The organism is Pseudomonas sp. A-R-19 (genome assembly GCF_019956575.1).
GTDB lineage: Bacteria > Pseudomonadota > Gammaproteobacteria > Pseudomonadales > Pseudomonadaceae > Aquipseudomonas.
In genome coordinates, this window is the sequence record NZ_JAHBDR010000039.1 from 22251 (window position 1) to 40161 (window position 17911).

At 54.2% G+C, this 17911-nt stretch carries 15 protein-coding genes and 1 pseudogene; 7 read left to right on the forward strand and 9 right to left on the reverse strand.

Translation table 11 applies throughout. The annotated features are described in order from the left end of the window. Positions 1-61: 61 nt before the first annotated feature. Both KGA88_RS31725 and KGA88_RS31730 read right to left on the reverse strand, forming a co-directional pair. Complete coding sequence (locus KGA88_RS31725) at positions 62-925, reverse strand: methyl-accepting chemotaxis protein (protein ID WP_411740837.1); 864 nt, start codon at positions 923-925, stop codon at positions 62-64. A gap of 42 nt (positions 926-967) precedes the next feature. Further along, positions 968-1981: pseudogene (locus tag KGA88_RS31730) on the reverse strand (methyl-accepting chemotaxis protein); the annotation flags it as partial. 260 nt (positions 1982-2241) lie between these two features. Between KGA88_RS31730 and KGA88_RS07635 the strand changes: the two are divergent. Together KGA88_RS07635 and KGA88_RS07640 are read left to right on the forward strand one after the other, a co-directional pair. Beyond that, positions 2242-2913, forward strand: a complete 672-nt coding sequence (locus KGA88_RS07635) for a histidine phosphatase family protein (protein ID WP_110659747.1) — start codon at positions 2242-2244, stop codon at positions 2911-2913. A gap of 34 nt (positions 2914-2947) precedes the next feature. Next, positions 2948-3781, forward strand: coding sequence for a phosphatase PAP2 family protein (locus KGA88_RS07640; RefSeq protein WP_110659746.1), 834 nt, complete (start codon positions 2948-2950; stop codon positions 3779-3781). Between the two features lie 118 nt (positions 3782-3899). On the opposite strand, the gene KGA88_RS07645 is transcribed toward KGA88_RS07640, so the two are convergent. Next, positions 3900-5339, reverse strand: a complete 1440-nt coding sequence (locus tag KGA88_RS07645; RefSeq protein ID WP_223589992.1) for an ArnT family glycosyltransferase — start codon at positions 5337-5339, stop codon at positions 3900-3902. A gap of 222 nt (positions 5340-5561) precedes the next feature. Here KGA88_RS07645 and KGA88_RS07650 point away from each other — a divergent pair, with 222 nt between their 5' ends. Then, positions 5562-6557 (forward strand): metallophosphoesterase, encoded by a 996-nt coding sequence (locus KGA88_RS07650; RefSeq protein ID WP_223589994.1) that lies wholly within the window; start codon positions 5562-5564, stop codon positions 6555-6557. Positions 6558-6899: 342 nt separating this feature from the next. On the opposite strand, the gene KGA88_RS07655 is transcribed toward KGA88_RS07650, so the two are convergent. After that, entirely contained in the window at positions 6900-8306 is a 1407-nt protein-coding gene (locus KGA88_RS07655; protein WP_223589996.1) for a DUF2252 domain-containing protein, read from the reverse strand. A 141-nt stretch (positions 8307-8447) separates the two neighbouring features. Here KGA88_RS07655 and KGA88_RS07660 point away from each other — a divergent pair, with 141 nt between their 5' ends. After that, entirely contained in the window at positions 8448-9356 is a 909-nt protein-coding gene (locus KGA88_RS07660; RefSeq protein ID WP_110657625.1) for a YeeE/YedE thiosulfate transporter family protein, read from the forward strand. 97 nt (positions 9357-9453) lie between these two features. On the opposite strand, the gene KGA88_RS07665 is transcribed toward KGA88_RS07660, so the two are convergent. Then, positions 9454-9816: a DUF6124 family protein gene (locus KGA88_RS07665; protein WP_223589998.1), complete on the reverse strand. Its 363-nt coding sequence runs from the start codon at positions 9814-9816 to the stop codon at positions 9454-9456. Between the two features lie 601 nt (positions 9817-10417). Between KGA88_RS07665 and KGA88_RS07670 the strand changes: the two genes are divergently transcribed. Next, positions 10418-10681 (forward strand): hypothetical protein, encoded by a 264-nt coding sequence (locus tag KGA88_RS07670; RefSeq protein WP_110657621.1) that lies wholly within the window; start codon positions 10418-10420, stop codon positions 10679-10681. Positions 10682-11348: 667 nt separating this feature from the next. On the opposite strand, the gene KGA88_RS07675 is transcribed toward KGA88_RS07670, so the two are convergent. Further along, complete coding sequence (locus tag KGA88_RS07675) at positions 11349-11549, reverse strand: hypothetical protein (RefSeq protein WP_147307234.1); 201 nt, start codon at positions 11547-11549, stop codon at positions 11349-11351. A gap of 299 nt (positions 11550-11848) precedes the next feature. Between KGA88_RS07675 and KGA88_RS07680 the strand changes: the two genes are divergently transcribed. Both KGA88_RS07680 and KGA88_RS07685 read left to right on the forward strand, forming a co-directional pair. After that, complete coding sequence (locus KGA88_RS07680; RefSeq protein ID WP_115948372.1) at positions 11849-13225, forward strand: AAA family ATPase; 1377 nt, start codon at positions 11849-11851, stop codon at positions 13223-13225. After that, positions 13222-13701 carry a hypothetical protein gene (locus tag KGA88_RS07685; protein ID WP_115948371.1) on the forward strand — a complete coding sequence of 160 codons (480 nt, stop codon included), beginning with the start codon at positions 13222-13224 and terminating at the stop codon, positions 13699-13701. Before KGA88_RS07680 ends, KGA88_RS07685 begins: the two co-directional genes overlap by 4 nt. Before the next feature lie 826 nt (positions 13702-14527). Here the strand turns inward: KGA88_RS07685 and KGA88_RS07690 are convergent. The 3 genes from KGA88_RS07690 to KGA88_RS07700 all read right to left on the reverse strand — a co-directional run bounded on the left by KGA88_RS07690 (position 14528) and on the right by KGA88_RS07700 (position 17896). Next, positions 14528-15421 carry a hypothetical protein gene (locus KGA88_RS07690; RefSeq protein ID WP_115948369.1) on the reverse strand — a complete coding sequence of 298 codons (894 nt, stop codon included), beginning with the start codon at positions 15419-15421 and terminating at the stop codon, positions 14528-14530. A gap of 121 nt (positions 15422-15542) precedes the next feature. Further along, positions 15543-16127, reverse strand: a complete 585-nt coding sequence (locus KGA88_RS07695; RefSeq protein ID WP_147307233.1) for a hypothetical protein — start codon at positions 16125-16127, stop codon at positions 15543-15545. 656 nt (positions 16128-16783) lie between these two features. After that, a complete protein-coding gene (locus KGA88_RS07700) occupies positions 16784-17896 on the reverse strand; it encodes an SAVED domain-containing protein (RefSeq protein ID WP_223590000.1) in 1113 nt (370 codons plus the stop codon). Positions 17897-17911 lie beyond the last annotated feature (15 nt).

Consider the following 17911-nt stretch of genomic DNA (forward strand, 5'->3'; position numbering starts at 1 on the left):
GATCATTCAGAATGCACGCGTTATCGTTGGCCACCATCGCGAGCAAGCTCGCTCCTACAGGTCAGACGCGGAAGTGGCTCACCATCTGCTGCAACTGACCACCCAGCCGCGCCAGCTCAACGCTGGACTTGGCGGTTTCATCGCTCGCCGCCGCGGTCTGTTCGGACACATCGCGCACGTTGATGATGCTGCGGCTGATCTCTTCGGCCACGGCGCTTTGCTGTTCGGCTGCGGCGGCGATCTGCTGGTTCATCGACTGGATGTTGGACACGGTGCGGGTGATGCTCTCCAGAGACTCGCCGGCCTTGCGAGTCAACGCCACGCTGCTGTCGGTGAGGACGCGGCTGTTGTTCATCACGGCGGACACTTGTTGCGTGCCGTTCTGCAGGCCGGCCACCAGGCCTTCGATTTCCTCGGTGGATTTCTGCGTGCGCTGGGCCAGGCCGCGGACCTCGTCGGCGACCACGGCAAAACCACGACCGGCTTCACCGGCGCGGGCCGCTTCGATGGCGGCGTTGAGCGCCAGCAGGTTGGTCTGTTCGGCCACGGCCTTGATCACGTCCATGACGCTGCCGATCTTGTCGCTTTCCTGTTGCAGCACGCTCATGGCCTCGGTGGAGCGCACCACTTCGCTGGCCAGACGCTCGATCTGGGCGATGGCTTCGTTGACCACCTTGTCGCCTTCACGGGCTTCGCCGTCCGCCGCCGCAGCGGCTTGCGAAGCTTCTTCGGCATTGCGCGCGACTTCCTGCACGGTGGCGGTCATCTCGTGCATGGCGGTGGCAACTTGATCGGTCTCGATTTTCTGGCTGTTGACCCCGGCGCTGGTCTGCTCGGTCACCGCTGACAGCTCCTCGGCGGCGCTGGCGATCTGGGTCACGCCGTCGCGGATACCGCTGATCAAGTCGCGCAGGGTCACGCCCATGCGCGCGATGCCTTGCTGCAACACGCCGAGTTCGTCACGACGGGTGACCAGCACGTTCTGCGACAGGTCACCGCTGGCGATGCGATCGACCACCGCCAGGGTTTCACGCAATGGGCGGGTGATCTGGCGGGTGATGACCACGGCGGCAATGATGCCCACCAGCAAGGCCAGCAGCGTGCTGATCAGTTGCAAGGTGCGCGCCTGGGCGCTTTCGGCGTCACGGCGATCGAGCTGGATCTGATACAGCTGATCGCTCTGGGACACGATGGCGGCGCCCTGCTCGGTCATTTCCTTGCGCGCCTGCACGGCGTCATTGCTGGCGCTCTTGTAGGCCTGCAAGGCACTGCGATAGTTGCCCAGCGCAGTTTCCAGCTGACGCAGGGCGTCTTGCTGGGAATCGGCGAAATGCGCGTTCAGCGGTTTCAGGCTGGCGATGGCCGCGTCCAGTTGGCCGACGGCTTTTTGTTCGGTTTCGGCGTTGGTACTGGCGGTGTAGCCGCGCACTTCGTAGCGGGCCAGCAGGAACGCTTCCTTGGCCGCGGTGATGGCCTGGAACTGTTCGAAGCGCTGGTCGCTCAGCGGCATTTGCTGCACGCGGGTGTTGATGTCATTGATCAGCGTGTTGGCGGTTTCGGCGTTGGCGCTCATGGCGTCGCGGGCGCTGTTGCCGGCGCGGTAAGCGTTGCGCATCTTGCCCAGGGACGTCTTGTAGGCGTCGATGACGGTGCCTTGCTCGCGCAGTAGCTTGAGGTTTTCCGGGCTCTTGAACTTCGCCAGCAGGGCTTGCTGCTGGGCCGAGAAGGCGTCGAGGGTGGTCTGCACGCTCTGGGCGGCGGTTTCGTCGCCGTTGGTCAGCATGTATTGCAGGCGAACCACGCGCAGTTTGGTCAGGCCGGCATTGAGCTGGGTGATATCGCTCATCCAGTTGCTGCGGTCGATCAACCCGCCCAGGCTGGTCCAGCCGGTCAAGGCGAGGACGCAGGTCAGTGCCAGCACCAGGCCAAATCCAAGGCCCAGTTTCAGGTTCACGCTGATGTTGCCGAACCAGCTATTCATCAAATTCCTCCAGGAACGTAGTGCTTCTTTATCGTCGTTTGGCTGGAAGATTGTTTTTTTTGGGGGCCGCCAAGCTGTGTAAGCAGGATGTATCGGCAGCAATCCCTGTAGCTGAAAGGATTTTTCCGAACGGATTCTGTAACAAGGTTTTTACAGTGCTTTTAAGCTTTTTTTCACATGAGTTTCACCAGCCACCGACGCACGCTTCTTTAACCTCCCGGGATCTAATGAGGTGGTGCGTGCCGGCGAGGCGGCTTGATGTGGAATTAAGACTGAGTCTTTTCGGGATAAAACGCTCGATCGATCTGAACCGCTTCGCCCGTTATCGCAACGCTGCGGTGGTGTTGGCTTCGGCGCTGCTGGTCATCCCGCTGACTGTGTTTTTGCTGCGTCCTGCCACCGCACCGGACCTGGCTCACGGTAATGTGGCCGGCGCACAGGCCTTGATGAAGGGGTGGGCCAAGGGCGACATGATCGTGTTGGTGCGCCACGTCGAACGCTGCGATCACTCCCCGGCGCCTTGCCTGCTCGGCAACGATGGCATTACCGAGCGCTCTCGTAGTGTGGCCGAGAGTCTCGGTGCGCAGTTCAAACATCTTGGCCTGGACAAGGCCGATATCTACAACAGCCCGATCCTGCGCACCGCGCAGACCGCCAACTTCATGTTCAACAAGGTTGGCACGGGCGAAGACTGGCTGATCAGTTGCAAGGGCACCATGCTGCGCGATGCGCTGGCGCATAAAGTGGCCGGGCGTAATCTGATTCTGGTGACCCACAGCGAGTGCATGGAGCAACTGGAAAAAGATCTCACGTTGTCGCCCTCGACACTGGCTTATGGCGCCTCTCTGTTTATTTCCGCCGAAACCCCGCAGACTCCGCGCATGCTTGGCTTCATCGAAGCTTCTGACTGGAGCTCGGTGAGCACTCATTGAGTTTTTCCCACATCTTTCTGAATCAGGATCCACAATGCTGACCGCTTCCCGCTACCGCTTTTACTGGGTGAATTTCGGTATTCCGCTGGCCTGCGCGGTCGCGGTGTTCCTGATGTTCGACATGACCAAGATCGACATCGCCTTCAACAACTATTTTTTTGATCCGGTGACGCAGACTTACCCGCTGGACCAGGTCCATCTGTTCGAAAAAATCACCCACAAATGGGCACGGATCATCCCGAACTGGACCGGCGAAATCGCGATTATCGGCGCCTTGCTGTCGTTTCTCTGGCCGCGCCTGAAGGCTGAAAAGCACTCGAAAATCATCGCGTTCCTGGAAAAAATCAAGGTCGCACCGGTACTGCGCTTTGCCACCCGGCACCGTCGCGATTTTCTCTACGTGGTGTTCGCGTTTTCCATCAGCACCGGGGTGATTCACTACCTCAAGGGCCACACCAGCGTGTATTGCCCGATCGAGACCACCCTGTACGGCGGCAAAATGCAGCACGTCGAATGGTACGAGAATTTCAAACTGCTCAAGACCGCCGGTGATGGTCGCTGCTGGCCGGGCGGACATGCCTCGGGCGGTTTCACCATGCTGGCGTTGTACTTCGTGGCTCGCCGTTATCGCTGGCGCTATTCGAAAGCGATCATGTACGGCTCGCTGACCCTCGGTTTCATCTACGGCACAACGCGGGTACTGCAAGGCTGGCACTACATGTCCCACACCTTCTGGGCCGGGATCTTTGTGTGGCTGGCGTGTTTGCTGACGGCGCTGGCGTTCTATGGGCGAGCGAGGCTGGAACAGCCGGTGCTCTCCAAAGCACAACAACCGGTGCCGGCGGGCGAGACTCAACCCGTGAATTGAGTCAGCGTTGAACTGCAAAACCCGCACCCCGAAAGGGTTGCGGGTTTTTTGTTGCCCGGGGAAATGTCAGCGAACTCAGGAGTTGGAAGCAGCAACGATCCTACACGTGGCGGATGCTTCACTGGCTAACGAAGTAATAGGCCTGACGCCCCACCATCATCGTCTTGATCACCTTCAGCGGCGCGGCAGGCTCAGTGTCGCCGGAGAGCACCGCGACATGATCAGGCGATGCACTCAGAAACTCATGAAGCTGCGACTCGGTATCGAGCCCCTTGAGCACGCTGCGGGTATAGAACACGCTGGCGCCGCCCAATCGTTCATTGGCCTGGAACAGCGCGACTTGCTGCCCCATGGCCTGCATCGACTGGATCTGCTCGGTCAGCGGCAGGAAGGACAACGTGCGGTCGGCATGGGGCATCGCCCATTGTGCAGCGGCGAAGTAACCGCTAATGACCACGGCCAGGGTGCCAACAGCCAGACCGTTACGATGCCCGGCCAAGTGGCCGATCCAGGTCGAGGTGCCTTCACGGGACTTCAGGCGCTCGAACAGGACGCTCGCGTACTCGGCGGCGATCACTGCTGCGGCGGGCGTCAGCGACATCAGGTACACCGTACGTTTGCTGGATGCCAGCGTCAGCATCACAAATTGCGCCAGCAACCACAGGGTGAAGAACAGCAAGTAACGGTTGGCCATCAGGCTTTTGCGGAAATGCCACAGGCCCAGGTACACCAGAATGTTCCAGGGCAAGAATGCCTGGGGCAGTTTGACCAGGTAGTAATAGTACGGCTCGTGATGCCCCGCTTCGACGAAAGAACCGCTGAAGCGACCGACGCTGTTGGTCAGCAACACCTCCGTTACGGCATGGGCACCACCACGCTGGTACAGCATCGCAAGCCAGATCATCAGCGGTACCAACCCCAGCAGCGTCAACAGGCCTGGCCGCAGCCAGCCCGCGACGTTCAGGCGTTTGTCCATCAGGCCGGTAGCCAACAGATACGCGAAGATCACCACACCCGGCATGGCCAGGCCCAGCACACCCTTGCTCAAGGTCGCGATGGCGATCCCCGCCACAAACAGCAATCCATTGCTGATACTTGCTTGTCGTTGCCCTGCAAGGAACGCCAGCAGCGCGGTGCTCACTCCCAGGGCGAGCAACGCATCTTCACCGACTCCGCGCACGTTGCTCCAGTAACTGGCCATGGTCGCCAGCAAAATCGCGGCCGTCCACGCGACAGTGACGGGCCGACCGAGCCGACGCAGCATGGCGTACAACAGCATCACACTGAACAACCCGGCGAATGCGGACGTCAGGCGAACGGCCCACGGCGTACCGCCAAATGCGCGGATGGCCCCGGCATCAAGCCACAGGCTCAGGGGTGGTTTTTCCAGAAACGGTTCGCTGAAAAGCCGCGGCGTTACCCAATCGTTATCCAGGTGCATTTCCATGGCAATTCCGGCGACCCGCGCTTCGGTGGAACCTTGTAATTGGTGGTTGCCAAGGGCGAAGAAAAACAGCAGGGAACACAGGGCAAACAGTAGTGGGACAGGGCGCGACATGACTTCTGGCTACCGGAAAAAGAAGGCCGAAAAAAACAGGCTGGAAAAAAAGTATACGGAACGATTTCTTAACAAATCGTGAACAACTGCTGTGATCTATTGGGGGGGAAGGTTGACCTTCATTTCGCCAACCAATTTGGCATTCGATGCCCGGTGATTCCCTGATTGAATCGCACAACTTCCCCCTCCAAATCTGCCAGGCGTCGGGTGCTCCGACGGATCATGTCTGGTTCAAGCGTGGCCTTCATTTTTCTGCTCATCGCGGGTGGCTACTGGTTGTTCACTCCGCCGTCACCTTATGTTCCGCTGAGCGGCCTGGACCCCACGTCGGCGTCGTTGATCGCTGTGGGCGATCAAGGCAGCGGTGACTGGCAACAGTGGCGTGTGGGGCAGGCCATGGAACGAGTCGCGGCTCGAGAGGGGCGCCTGGACATGGTGGTTTTTCTCGGCGACAACTTCTACGGCAAGCCATTGACCAGCACTCGCGATCGCCACTGGGAAACCCGATTCGAACGTGTCTATTGGGGACACTGGCTCAGCCATGTGCCGTTTTACGCAGTGCTGGGGAACCACGATTACCCGGTATCGCAAAAATACGAGATTGAGTACGGCCAACAGCACAGGGGATCGGGTCGCTGGCAGATGCCGGCGAATTTCTACGTCAAGGATTTCGGTGAAGTCGACGGGCGGCCATTGGTGCGAATGGTGTTCCTCGATACCTCGGCGCCGCGTGAGAGTTTGCAGCAGCAAATCGACTTGATCGACCAGGCGTTCCAGGCACCCGGACCGGCTCCGGTATGGCGAATCGCAGCGTCCCATCACCCAGTGCGCAATCAAGGCCGACATGGAGAGGAGCCAGATCTGGTCACACGGCTCTTGCCAGTGTTGGAACGCAACCACGTCGATCTGCTTCTGTCAGGTCATGATCACAACCAGCAATTGCTGTTGCGTGCAGGTGAGCCGGCTTGGGTGATTTCCGGGGCGGGTGGCCAGAAGTTGAATGCTTTGAATACGCCAACATCCGATAGCACGTTTACCGCCTCGCGGGCCGGTTTTGCCAAGCTCGACCTGAGCGCCACTCAACTCAGGCTGGGCTACTACAACGACCGCGGCGATCTGGAGTCGGGCTTTCGCTGGGCCCGGGACTGCCAGTGGATGGCCAAAGGCTGTTTGCTGCCTGAGCAACCGCAAGGGCGCCTTGCACAGGTGGCGCAGTGATGGGCGCAAACCCGCAGGCAAAAAAAAGGTTCTTCACGCATTCCCGGGAAACTGTAGGAGCCGGCTTGCCGGCGATGGACTCAAGTGCGCCGCGTTTATCCAGTTCACGCGCGTTATCGTTAGCGACCATCGCTGGCAAGCCAGCTCCTGCAAGGGACCGCGTCCGAGTCAACAATGTGGGGGCCTCCAAACCAGTGAAAGTTCCAAAAAAAAAGCCCGCGGGAGGGCGGGCAAACCGTAGTTTCTTGAATGAGCGAGTGAAATGTACAGGCTGGCGCGAGGCGGCGGGGTGAAGAAAAATTCATTTCGATCAAAGCCCCCGTGCCAGAGCCTGCGCCACAGTTACGGCAAATGATCAGCGGCAAAATCGGCTTCCGAGCGTGCACGTAAACGGCCCTTGCGACAGGCCTGCTGGAACCGCTCGAAATCGCGCTCGTTCTGCTCGGTATAGCCTTGGGCGTATTTATAAAGCGCGTCGGCCAGTGCGTCGCTCTTGCCAATGTAGCCGCTGATCACCGCCGCCTGGCCCGATGCCTTGGCGTGGGCGCGAGCCAGGGCTTGGCCGCAGAGCCGGCCGTATGCCGCGAACGCTTCGCCATCGAAGGTCTCGAGTTCGGCGGAGATTTTCATATCGCGCAATTGCCGCACATAGAAATGACGCCCGCTGGGACCGGTGGTCCAGCCAAGGAACAGGTCGCTGGCCGATTGCATCAAGCGCTGACCGTCGACCACCCGTTGCCCTTCATGGCGCACCCGCGACTTGGCTTTCACGTAGCCGGCAAGCACCGAGCGCCGCGCTTCCTTGAATTGCAGGAACAACGGGAACTCCTGATCGTCGGTCAGCAGCGCCACCAGGCAACGGGTGCCGACACTGCCCACGCCCACCACCTTGAACGCCATGTCCTGAACGTGAAAGCGCGACACCAGATCACGGCGGTCCGCTTGCAGGGTGCCGCGATAGTCGCGCATGAAGGTGTCGTAGAGCGGGCGCCAGTCCGAGAGACGCAACCAGTCATCATCGGCATCCAGCAGCGTGGTGTTTTTGTGCAGGTGGAAAATTTCCGGCAAGTCATCGCGAATGATCAGACGACCATGGGCGTCGCGCTCGCTGATTTTTGGCAGCAGTTCAGCATGGGTGCGCCGTTCGGCCTTGGCGATGGCGCGCTCCACGTGTTCCAGGGTGCTTTTGTTGGCCTGCGCCAGCAGGTCGTCATAGCTGATGGATTCGTACCAGGTTTCCAGCGCACTTTGTTCGGCGCATTCGAGCATGGTTTCCTGATAGGCGCCCACGACGTGGTGGCAAACCGTTTCCTCAACCGTTTCCCCATGACGCAGGTCGCGAGCCGCCACCAGGAAACTCGCCACCAGACGCTTCAAGTCCCACTCCCACGGCCCGGGATGGGCCTCGTCGAAGTCATTGACGCTGAACAGCAGGTTGCGCTCAGGCGTCGCGAAACCGCCGAAATTCATCAGGTGGCAATCGCCGCAAATCGGTGAAACCAGCCCCATGTTCGAGGTGCCCGCCAAATCGTGGGCCTGCAGCAGCGCATTGCCGCGATAGAAGGTGAACGGCGACACCAGCATGCGCCCGTAGCGCAGCTCCACCAGCGATTTGACGCGCCCTTCACTCGACGCCTTGATCAGCGGAATCGGGTCGCGATCGACATTGCCCAGGGACGCTTGCGAACTGCGCGAGCACTTCTTGCGCGCATCCTTGCCTTGCTTCAAACGGTCGGTGAGGGTGGTCATGGGGGCCTATTCGACAGGTGTTGTAGGGCGTTTGCGGATTGAGTGTAGAAGGGCTTTGCGGGTTTATCGGAAGTGTTTGCCCAGCGACTAATCTGATTGTCAGGCATCGACGCGATGCCACCACCGGAAACAGGGAGGCCCGTGTATTCACTGCTGATTTCGCTGCTGCTGGCGTTCCTCATTGGCTGGGTATCCCAGCGCATGGGTATGTGCCTGGTCAATGCCATGGGGCTGCTGCTCAAGCGCCGGCCGACCCTGTTCGTGTCGCTGGTCAGTTGCGGTTTGTTCGGCCTGTTGCTCGCACCGCTCTACGCCTTGTCTGGCGTCAGTCAACCTCTGTTCATCCCTGAAGTCGGCTATCTGTCACTGGTCGGTGGCGGGTTGTTGTTCGGCCTCGCGTCGGTGCTCAACGACGGGTGCAGCGTCGGCACCCTCACCAAACTCGCCAGCGGCAACCTCAACAAGGTCTTCACCATCCTCGGCTGGGTGCTGGGCATCGTGCTGTGGCATCACCTGAACATGCTGACCGAACACCGGGCGCTGCAAATGCCGATGATCACCAGCCGTCATTACTGGCTGGTCATTGGCATCGTGCTGCTGATTTTGCTGTTCCTGATCCGGATTCACGGCGACAAACACCTGGTGCTGTCGAGCCTGCTCCTGGGGGCGTTGACCAGCGCCCTTTACACCTTTGAACCGCTGTGGACCCCCAGCGTGTTTTTCTACGATCTCTCGCAACCGTTCTGGGGGGCGGGCGACACATCATTGACCACCCAGCGTGTGACGGTGTTCGCCATGCTGATGCTGGGCATGCTCTGTTACACCCTGCATCGCCGCACGTTCAGCTATCAGCGGTTTGCAGCGATGACAGCAGGCAGGCATTTGCTCGCGGGCGTGGTGATGGGGACCGGGGCATCGATGATGCTCGGTGGGAATGACTCGCAGATTCTGTTGGTGTTTCCGACGCTGACCTGGGTGGGAGCGGTGCCGTTGGTGTCGATTGTGTTGGGGATATTGGTGGGGGTTGGGGTTAAGCGGTTGCGTGCTTGATGATCGCGGATCTGGAGTGGGACGACCTCAATGAGACCGTCCATTTTTCAAGGCAATGGTGCAGTCGATGCCGGTCATCGGCATGTATCGATCCTTCTCAAGCCTCCATTTCGTCGAGTGGCGCGATGTTGTCCAGTGCCCGGTTCACCAGCAATTGCGCCAGCACGGCCAGTTGCTGAATTGCCAGGGCGATGTTGCGACGGGAGCTTTCAAGTTCACAGGCAAGGTCGGTGCTCATGACGTTGAGCGAGGCTAGGGTTTCGCTGGCGTGGGTGAGCAGGGACGGTGTGTCGATGTCGGGGCGGAGGGTGAAAACGTGGCTGATGGGGTCGAGGTGATTGGGGTTGCGCAGGCGGGCGCTGATGGCGGGTTCGGTGGTTTTGGAGAGTTGGGATAAGTCGATTTTGTCTTCAGCTAAATTAGCTGGGGTTTCCGGGGGATTGGGGCTGTTCTTTTTCAAAATGGCATTCCTCACACTGTTTAGAGAAGCTGCCATCCCCTGCTGTCAAACAGGATTGGGTGGCAGCTATACGCGGGTTGACAGACCGGAAGTGTGAGAACCCGGTGCACCCGAAGGTGCCCCGCGCACAGCCGCCATAATCGTGACTACATGCGCAAATGCATGCTGTCTGATTTGGGAGGTGTGAAGATTACACTTTCAGCCTGTCAAAGCCGATCGCTGAATTGCAGCGACCCCTGAAGGCTATCGTCGAGAAGTTGCGTCCGCCAGTTCATGAAAGGCGATGCGTTTTGCGGGAAATGTCCTAGGACGTGAGGAAGGCGTCGAGATGGGTCCGCTGGTGTCCAGTGACGACACCACCGTCAAATCCGTGATCAATGTCGGCTGCAAACCCGCATCAAATAGCTCAGCCGTTACCGATTCCCATATTGCCACCATGCACATAACAGCCTGGCGCGACGGCCTATGTGATCCTATCGTCAGAATTCACCTGCCACAAAGTGCTTTTGTGAGTTGTGAGCGTACGATGTAATACAGGTTGTCGCTGAATTCCTGCTTGAGCGAACGAAGCGACTGAGCGAAATGGAATTGGAGATACATCATGATTCCCAAGCACTACTTGAAAGCCCTGGCGACGCTGCTCATCGCCGCTGGCGTGCAGTGGGTGACGCTACCCGCCTATGCGACCGAGCAGGGTGAACAACGGCGTGAAGCTCGCGATACCAGGCAGGAAGGGCGCTCCACTGCCCGGCAAACCAAGGATGCCTGCAGAAAGGGCAGTGACAAGAGCAACGTGGAATGTCGCCAGGACAAGCGCAGCACCAAGCAGGATACCCGTCGCACAGCCCGGGATATCAAGTACTGATCGCTGGCGTGGGGCCTGTTTCAGCCCCGTGCGGGACTTGCGATTCAGCCAGAAACAACAAAGCCCGCACAAGGCGGGCTTCGTTGGTGTCTCAATTGGTGGGCCGGGGTAATTTGAATCCGTTTAGTAAATTGTTGATTTATAACATTAATATCTAATTTGATTTCTAGTTGGAATACCAATTGGAATACTGCACTCCAGTTGACCACCCGTTTGCATTCGATCTGACCAGCACGTTTCGTAACCATGATTGGCAGTGAACTGCCCATAACTGCTGGTGGCGGCAGGCAGAAATCGGCCGATTCTGTTGAAAAAGTCGGCCATCCAAAACTGCCCGATCATTGACCGGTGAAAACGCCTTTTATACACGCTGCTACGTGAAATCTGCGTCTGAAAACCTCTGACGAAAGTAAAGATTTCAATCTCGGACGCGTACGTTTCAGCTGCGGAAACCATGGCCGACTTTTTCAACACAATCGGCCAAAAGCGGGCATTCGATTTCGCTATTCATCAATCTCCCAAGCGTGCGAAATTACCAGCCCTTCAATTTCTCTCAAAGGCAGGCTCATGACCTCCAACCCTGGCAGTCTCGGATATTTTAGGTCCATGGAGTGGGGATGCCCCCACAGGACTAATTCAGCGTTGCAGGGAGGCATGGGACACACCTCTAGAGAGTTTGAATGATCTTATAGTCGCTACTTTTTTGAATCAGAACATCGCGACCAAACACCTGCTCATCGAGGCTAAGCGCCGCATGAAAGACCAGGAACGAGATGAAACCGAGTACTTCGACGGCCAGCTTCTCGAAGCTATCGAGCGCTTGCAATCCGGGGAGTAATTCATCCCGACGGTTTGTTGCGTTCGACACGGACTATCTATATTGGGTCGCTTTCTGTCTCACGCGACTGGCAGAGAACGGCCAGAAGTAGTCATTCGAAGACGCCTAGAAAATAACCAGTGGTGATTCAAATACGTTTTCCACGCGCGAACCACCGCGGCCGCTTCAATTTTTGTGCGTCCCCCTAACCTGGGCATCCCATCCACACCGGGATTTCGGTAACTGATACTAAAAAGCTCCGGGTTAGAGCTAGAGAAATTAAGGTGTTTTTTAGAACTCTTGACGTTACGATGTGTAGAAATGAGCTCCATAAAATTCGCGGAGAAAATATGCTTAAGCACCTAAGCGTAAAAAATTTTAAGTCATGGAAAGACTTGAATATAGTATTTGGCAACGTAACTGGGCTTTTTGGAACCAATAGTTCTGGGAAGAGTAGCTTGTTGCAATTTTTACTACTCCTGAAACAAACCAAAAATGCTACCGACAGAGGCCTTGTTCTAGACTTCGGAGGCCCAGAGCAATACATAAACTTAGGTAGCTTCCAGGATGTTGTTTTTAAACATGACGTTCAACAAGTAATAGAGTGGTATTTAGAATGGTCTCTGCCTAAAAAAAGAACAATTAGTGACCCGCTCGGAAAGAGAACTGATGTTTTGGCGTCGGACAACAACCTTGCAATGTGGAGCGAGGCGCACTTAAAAAATAAACAAGTATTTTGTACGTACTTAGAATATGTATTTGGTGACTATTCATTTTTCATGCGGCCTAAAAAAAAGGGGGCAACCGAGTTTGAACTAATTGCTGGAACAGATGAAGAGCAAGAAAAATTTCGATTTAAAAGAGTAAAAGCCAGAGCTTGGTCACTTCCTGGTCCAGTGAAGACACACCTGTTTCCCGATCAAGCAAAAACGTATTTTCAAAACTCCGACTTCTTAAGCTTGTTTGAGACGGAATATGAAGCCTTTATGGATAATTTATATTATCTCGGCCCTCTAAGGGAACCACCAAAGCGCGATTACTCTTGGTCAGGCGCGAGCCCATTAGATGTAGGTAAAAAAGGGGAACTCACAGTTGCCGCCCTGCTTTCGGCAACTATTAGAAATGAGGTAAGAAATCTTGGGGGCAGAACACATTACAAAAGCTTTCAAGAGATGATTGCATATTGGCTAAAAGAACTTGGTCTGATACACGAGTTTGAAATTTCTGAAATTGGTGAAGGATCAAATCTTTATCGGGCTTACGTCAAAAAAGATAAGTACAGCGCTCCTGCTCTTCTTACAGATGTTGGCTTCGGTGTATCGCAAGTTCTACCAGCACTTGTGTTGCTCTACTATGTGCCTGAAGGCAGCATAGTTATTATGGAGCAACCTGAAATTCATCTGCATCCGTCTGTCCAGAGCCGCTTTGCTGACCTAATACTCACCGTTTCAAAAACGAGAAAATTGCAAGTAATACTAGAAAGCCACAGCGAACATATTTTAAGGCGCCTCCAGCGGAGAGTTGCTGAGCAAACGGCAGAATCACAGGATATAAAGTTATTCTTCTGTGACCAAGTTCGCGGTGAATCTACTATTTCCGAGCTTGAGCTTACTGAATTTGGTGACATAAAAAACTGGCCAGATAACTTTTTCGGTGACGAAATGGGTGAGATTTCTGCCACCAGAACTGCAGCACTTAAAAGAAAAATTGCGCTGGCAAAAAAATGAAAGTAATTGAAACTAATGTTGCTATATCTGCAAACGGAAAAAATACACATTCGAGTTTAGAGTGTCAACTCGCGTGCGTTGTTTTTTTAAGTGATGTCGTTGCTCGAAAAGAGTTGATTGCAATAGACGAGCTAGGACTAATGCTTGAGGAATATGCGAAGTACCTAAACTATAGTGGGCAGCCTGAGGTCGGTGATGAGTTCTTCAAATATCTACATGATCACCAATATTACCCGCAGCGAGTTTTAAGAGTCAACATAACACCTAATGACGTTCAAGAAAGAGGGTTCGATGAACTTCCCATAAATACTATGGATCCTTCAGATCGAAAGTTCTTAGCTGTAGCACTTGTTTCAGGCGCTATAGTGGTTAACGCTCTTGATAGTGACTGGGATGAAAACATAGAAGAAATCAATAATATGGGTGTCCAAGTCAGCCAGTTATGCCCGGAGCATGCATGCAAACTACACCCCTGAGGGAAAACAGGGGTCAGACAATAATTCAAAAGCATGGCCCACCCATTTTCCATGTGAGGTCCCTCAGTGTCTGACTCTTATCCTTCTTTAGTCTTTAACGCGACGGCCGTCACTTTACGACTGTGCTGGTCCGGCAAGCCAACTTGCCAACGGTATGAATTGGCCTGGCTTCGTAGACATCTCGAACGACTGCTTTTCGCCGATTCTGTTGAAAACAGTCGGCCATGGTTTCCACAACAGAAAAGTACGCGCTTGAGATTGAAATCTTTACTTTGAGCAGAGGATTCCGGGCTCGGATTTCGCGTAGCTGCGCGCAAAAAAGGCGTTTTCAGCAGTCAGTACGCGAGCAATCTGGAAGGACCGACTTTTTCAACACAATCCGCCGATCGCTGCCGTTCGCGACCGGCGGCTTTCGGCTCAGAGTGTGTAAAAACGCGCTGATGCACTGTTGGCGCGCAGCTCTGACGGTGTTAGCTGAGTAATTGCTCACAACAAGTCCTGGGGATCATCACTAGGGCCTGAGAGCCCCTAGCACGAAAGGTAGAGACAAATCCGTAATATTTGGGTACCTCACCATCATAAAAAACCAGTTTGAAAAAATCTTAGACTCTACAAACAAGTACTTTAAATATTAAGGGCTTCTTTTAGCAGTATTCAAAAGGGATCAGAAGATTCAACAAGCTCACAAAGAGCATCCCAGTTGACGGCGGAACCCGGATTATCGGTAAGCATTTTTATTAGTCTGCCCGTTCGGCCTAAACTCAGGTCGCACGGGGCGCTGCCAGGATTTCAATAGTTAGACGCCCAAGCCAAATGGCATACAACTTCAATCCTCCGGCCTATCAATAAAGCATCGTTTGGATGCATCAATCAGTCGCCCACAACCATCATGCTCGAACTCTATATCATCCCGCGGAGTCCAAAAAATAAAAGACAATCCGCCAAACAGGACCACCTGAGTATACATCATATCTTCTTTCAAGCTTGTAACAAACATATGATGCTTCACAGCAAGCTTTACAGTAGGCTCGTAATGATCGGCCGGAAGATTCTGCCAATACAGCCCTGATGATTTTAGTTTCTCTTCATTACGAGCCTCAAAGGCGGCCCTAAATACAGCGCCACTCTTTGAAGTGATTGCGATATCCCCATACACTTTCACAGTAAACAGATAAGCTGCTTTGATTGCCTCACGAATAATCAACATAAAGTCGCTATAAAGGGACATATCCAGACGCTCTTTACTGTGAATAAACATAGTTATATCATCTTTTATCTCCCTCCCCTTGCCAGCCATATTTTTGGCAATTTTAGCCGCCTCGCCAAAAACCTCTTCACCAAAGCCTTTTACCAAAATTTTTCCGGTAGCCTTATCTTTTTCAACAGGCTTACTATATTTAAAATCGATAGATTCTTTGGTGACATTTGCAGTGAATCGACCTCCGATCTCCGTTTCTCCATGCATCGTAGCAGCCTTGCCTCCAGACCGTCCGTTAATATCGGCCATCATGCAAAACATTTTAATAATTGGATCATTTATCATTGGAGCGTCAACCAGATCATTAAGGCGACTATTTTCTGATAAAGCTGCCTCTACATAAAATGACTCTGGAGCACCAATCCCTACTGGTAGCACATGCTCCCTATTAACTTGCTCAATCTCTGTCAGCGGCTTGACAAGATAGGGGCAAAGAGTATTTTTAATCTCAGCACTTGCCATCTAAGAAACTCCATAATCCATGAACTTAGCGCTAAACCCTGAGCCTTGCAAACAAGGAAGCTAAATCCACCATAAAATCCATTAATTTAAAGTCATGCAACCCCGCCCTGGCAACTCCAGATCATAATACTGACGCAGGATCTCTTGCGTAGTTACCTAAAAAATTAACAGCCTGCGCCAAGTATTCATTATGAGAAATAAGATTTACCATCTCCCGTTCAAGATCATGAATAGAAAGTACGACGAATCCCAACATGCCGACTTCCAAAGCAGTTATCCCTTTCTTCTTAGCTTGAGGCGCATTAGTGGTCAGGAGCACAAAGGCATTGTGATGTTTCGCCCGGCGGCCAGCCCAGTGAGCGAAATGGTGGCGCAAGTCGCGGTGCATCTCTAGCGTTTTTGCTGATGCAACCAAACCACTTTTGACAGCTGGCAAATTCTTCAGAGACGCTGCCTCAGAAGCCAGATGCGTGAGCACATCCGTATCATTTAAATTTCCTGAAAAATTACGTGCATCCCCACTGTTAATCTGCCTAAGGTAATTCACGGCGCGTCGAGCATTAAAATCCGCCCAGCAATACTGCTGTACAAACCGCCCTATAAGCATTTCATCCTCAGTCGATAGCGGGACAGTATTCCCGATAAAGTCATCATCCCCACCGAGATTCACGACGATCTCTTCCAATAACGAAGTATTTGAATTCAAAACATTCACTCCAAAAACGAAGCCCTCACGAAAAAATACCCAAGCAACACATCACCTAAGCGCAAAATTAGCCGGTTCCCACAAATATCGAGCCTGATAGAAACAAAGGGACTAGACTGCGATTGCGCCATCCGCCAGCCAACAGGCACTCGATGACGTTGCGCTCTCGGTATTTTGGTTTGTCGAATTGAATCACCCCTTGTTCTATAAAGGCCTCAGTAAAGTCCATAAGATGAGCTTTTCTTTATCAGTTTTGCACATCAGTATGCCATCAAGCAGAATAGCTCTGCGAGTGAAGCGAATCGACTATTTCAGCGGTGGGCGGTGGTCTGCGGTAAACGTAGACGTTCACGACCGTCCCCTTCTGGCCGAGGCTGTGTAAAAACGCAGACACCGTTTTGAAGTGTGCGTTGCTACGTAAAATTTGCCAGCGTTTAGTTGGTCAGCAGCTCCAAAATTTGCATAGAATCGCGTTTTTCGTTGCGATCCTGACTGCCAAACTCGCTCTAAAACGTTTTCACACAGCCTGGGCCGATAGCTGCCTGACCTGAAGGGCAGCTATCGACCCCATTGCAGCCACTCGCCAACGACTCCAATAGTCCTGAAGTGGTAGCTTGGTTTGTCGTATCGCGACAATTAGATAGAAGCTAGCTGCTTCACGTCTGCTGTTCCGTAGCGGTAGTTGCCCGCGACCGGTAGACGAGTTGGGGCGCAGTTACCCCATGGCTTGGCAACTCAATACCCCATGGGTATGCAGGCGATGAAGTACGCTCGAACTGGTGAACTATCGCTGGTGGTAGATTGCGCCTGTCGTAAATTCGCCCCAGCTGGAAGACGACACTATTTGGGGCGGCGATGATCAGGTGAATACGACTGAAACCGCAGGCAGCTAGCCTCTTGAGCTCTTCGAAGAACTGCATGGCCAACGAAGCCTGCTTCTCGCTTGACCAATGCGAATCTGACGATAGCTCGCGCATTCTCAGATGAGTTAGAGGCAAATCTCCGAATGTTTTCCGGATCGCGGCGAGCTCCACCTGGTAAGACACGGACAAAGCCAAAATCGCCTCTCCCTGATTTCCCTCGGATCGCTGGTCTACTTCGAATCGTTTCTGATCGTCACCACCAATAGCGATCTCTTTCCAATGCCCCGGTGGCTTTCGATCCCAATCGAAAACCTTGATGTGGCTTTCATCATCGAGCAATAAGCCTGCGAGGAAGGTCAGAGGCACTGCGTTCAAGCCGCCGTAGACCAGCACCACATCTTCCGGACTTTCACGCTCTAGACGACGCTTTAAATCCCCCCTTGAATCGACGATTTTTTGTAGCGCAATGTCAGGTCGTGTGAGCTTGCCGTCTTCAATTCCCTCCCGCACGTCGACGATGAGCTCTTCTCTTCTGCCTACATCCGTCGACGGCAACGAGCTAGCCAGTGGGGTGTCTATCGGAAACAGACCTCGGTGCTCCATCACGATGACGCACTTGCGCTGCATTTGCTTTCGATCTTGCCAAGCCAGAATTAAGCCAAGCACTACCAGTAGAAGCCCCAAAGCACCTATACCGTAAAGCCAAGCATTAGGCAGGCCCCCGGTTGTCGAGCCACTAACACGCAGCTCTATTTCCTGGCTCTTAAAAAGCATGTCGCCTGCAAAGTTTCCCAAGGCCGAGATACCTATGAGCGCGACACCAGCGCTGATCAACTTCACGGCCAGCGTTTTTGGCCTGGTGTACCAATCGATAAGCTTGTGCCACAAGGCCATCCAATCATTCATTACCCATCTCCCTCT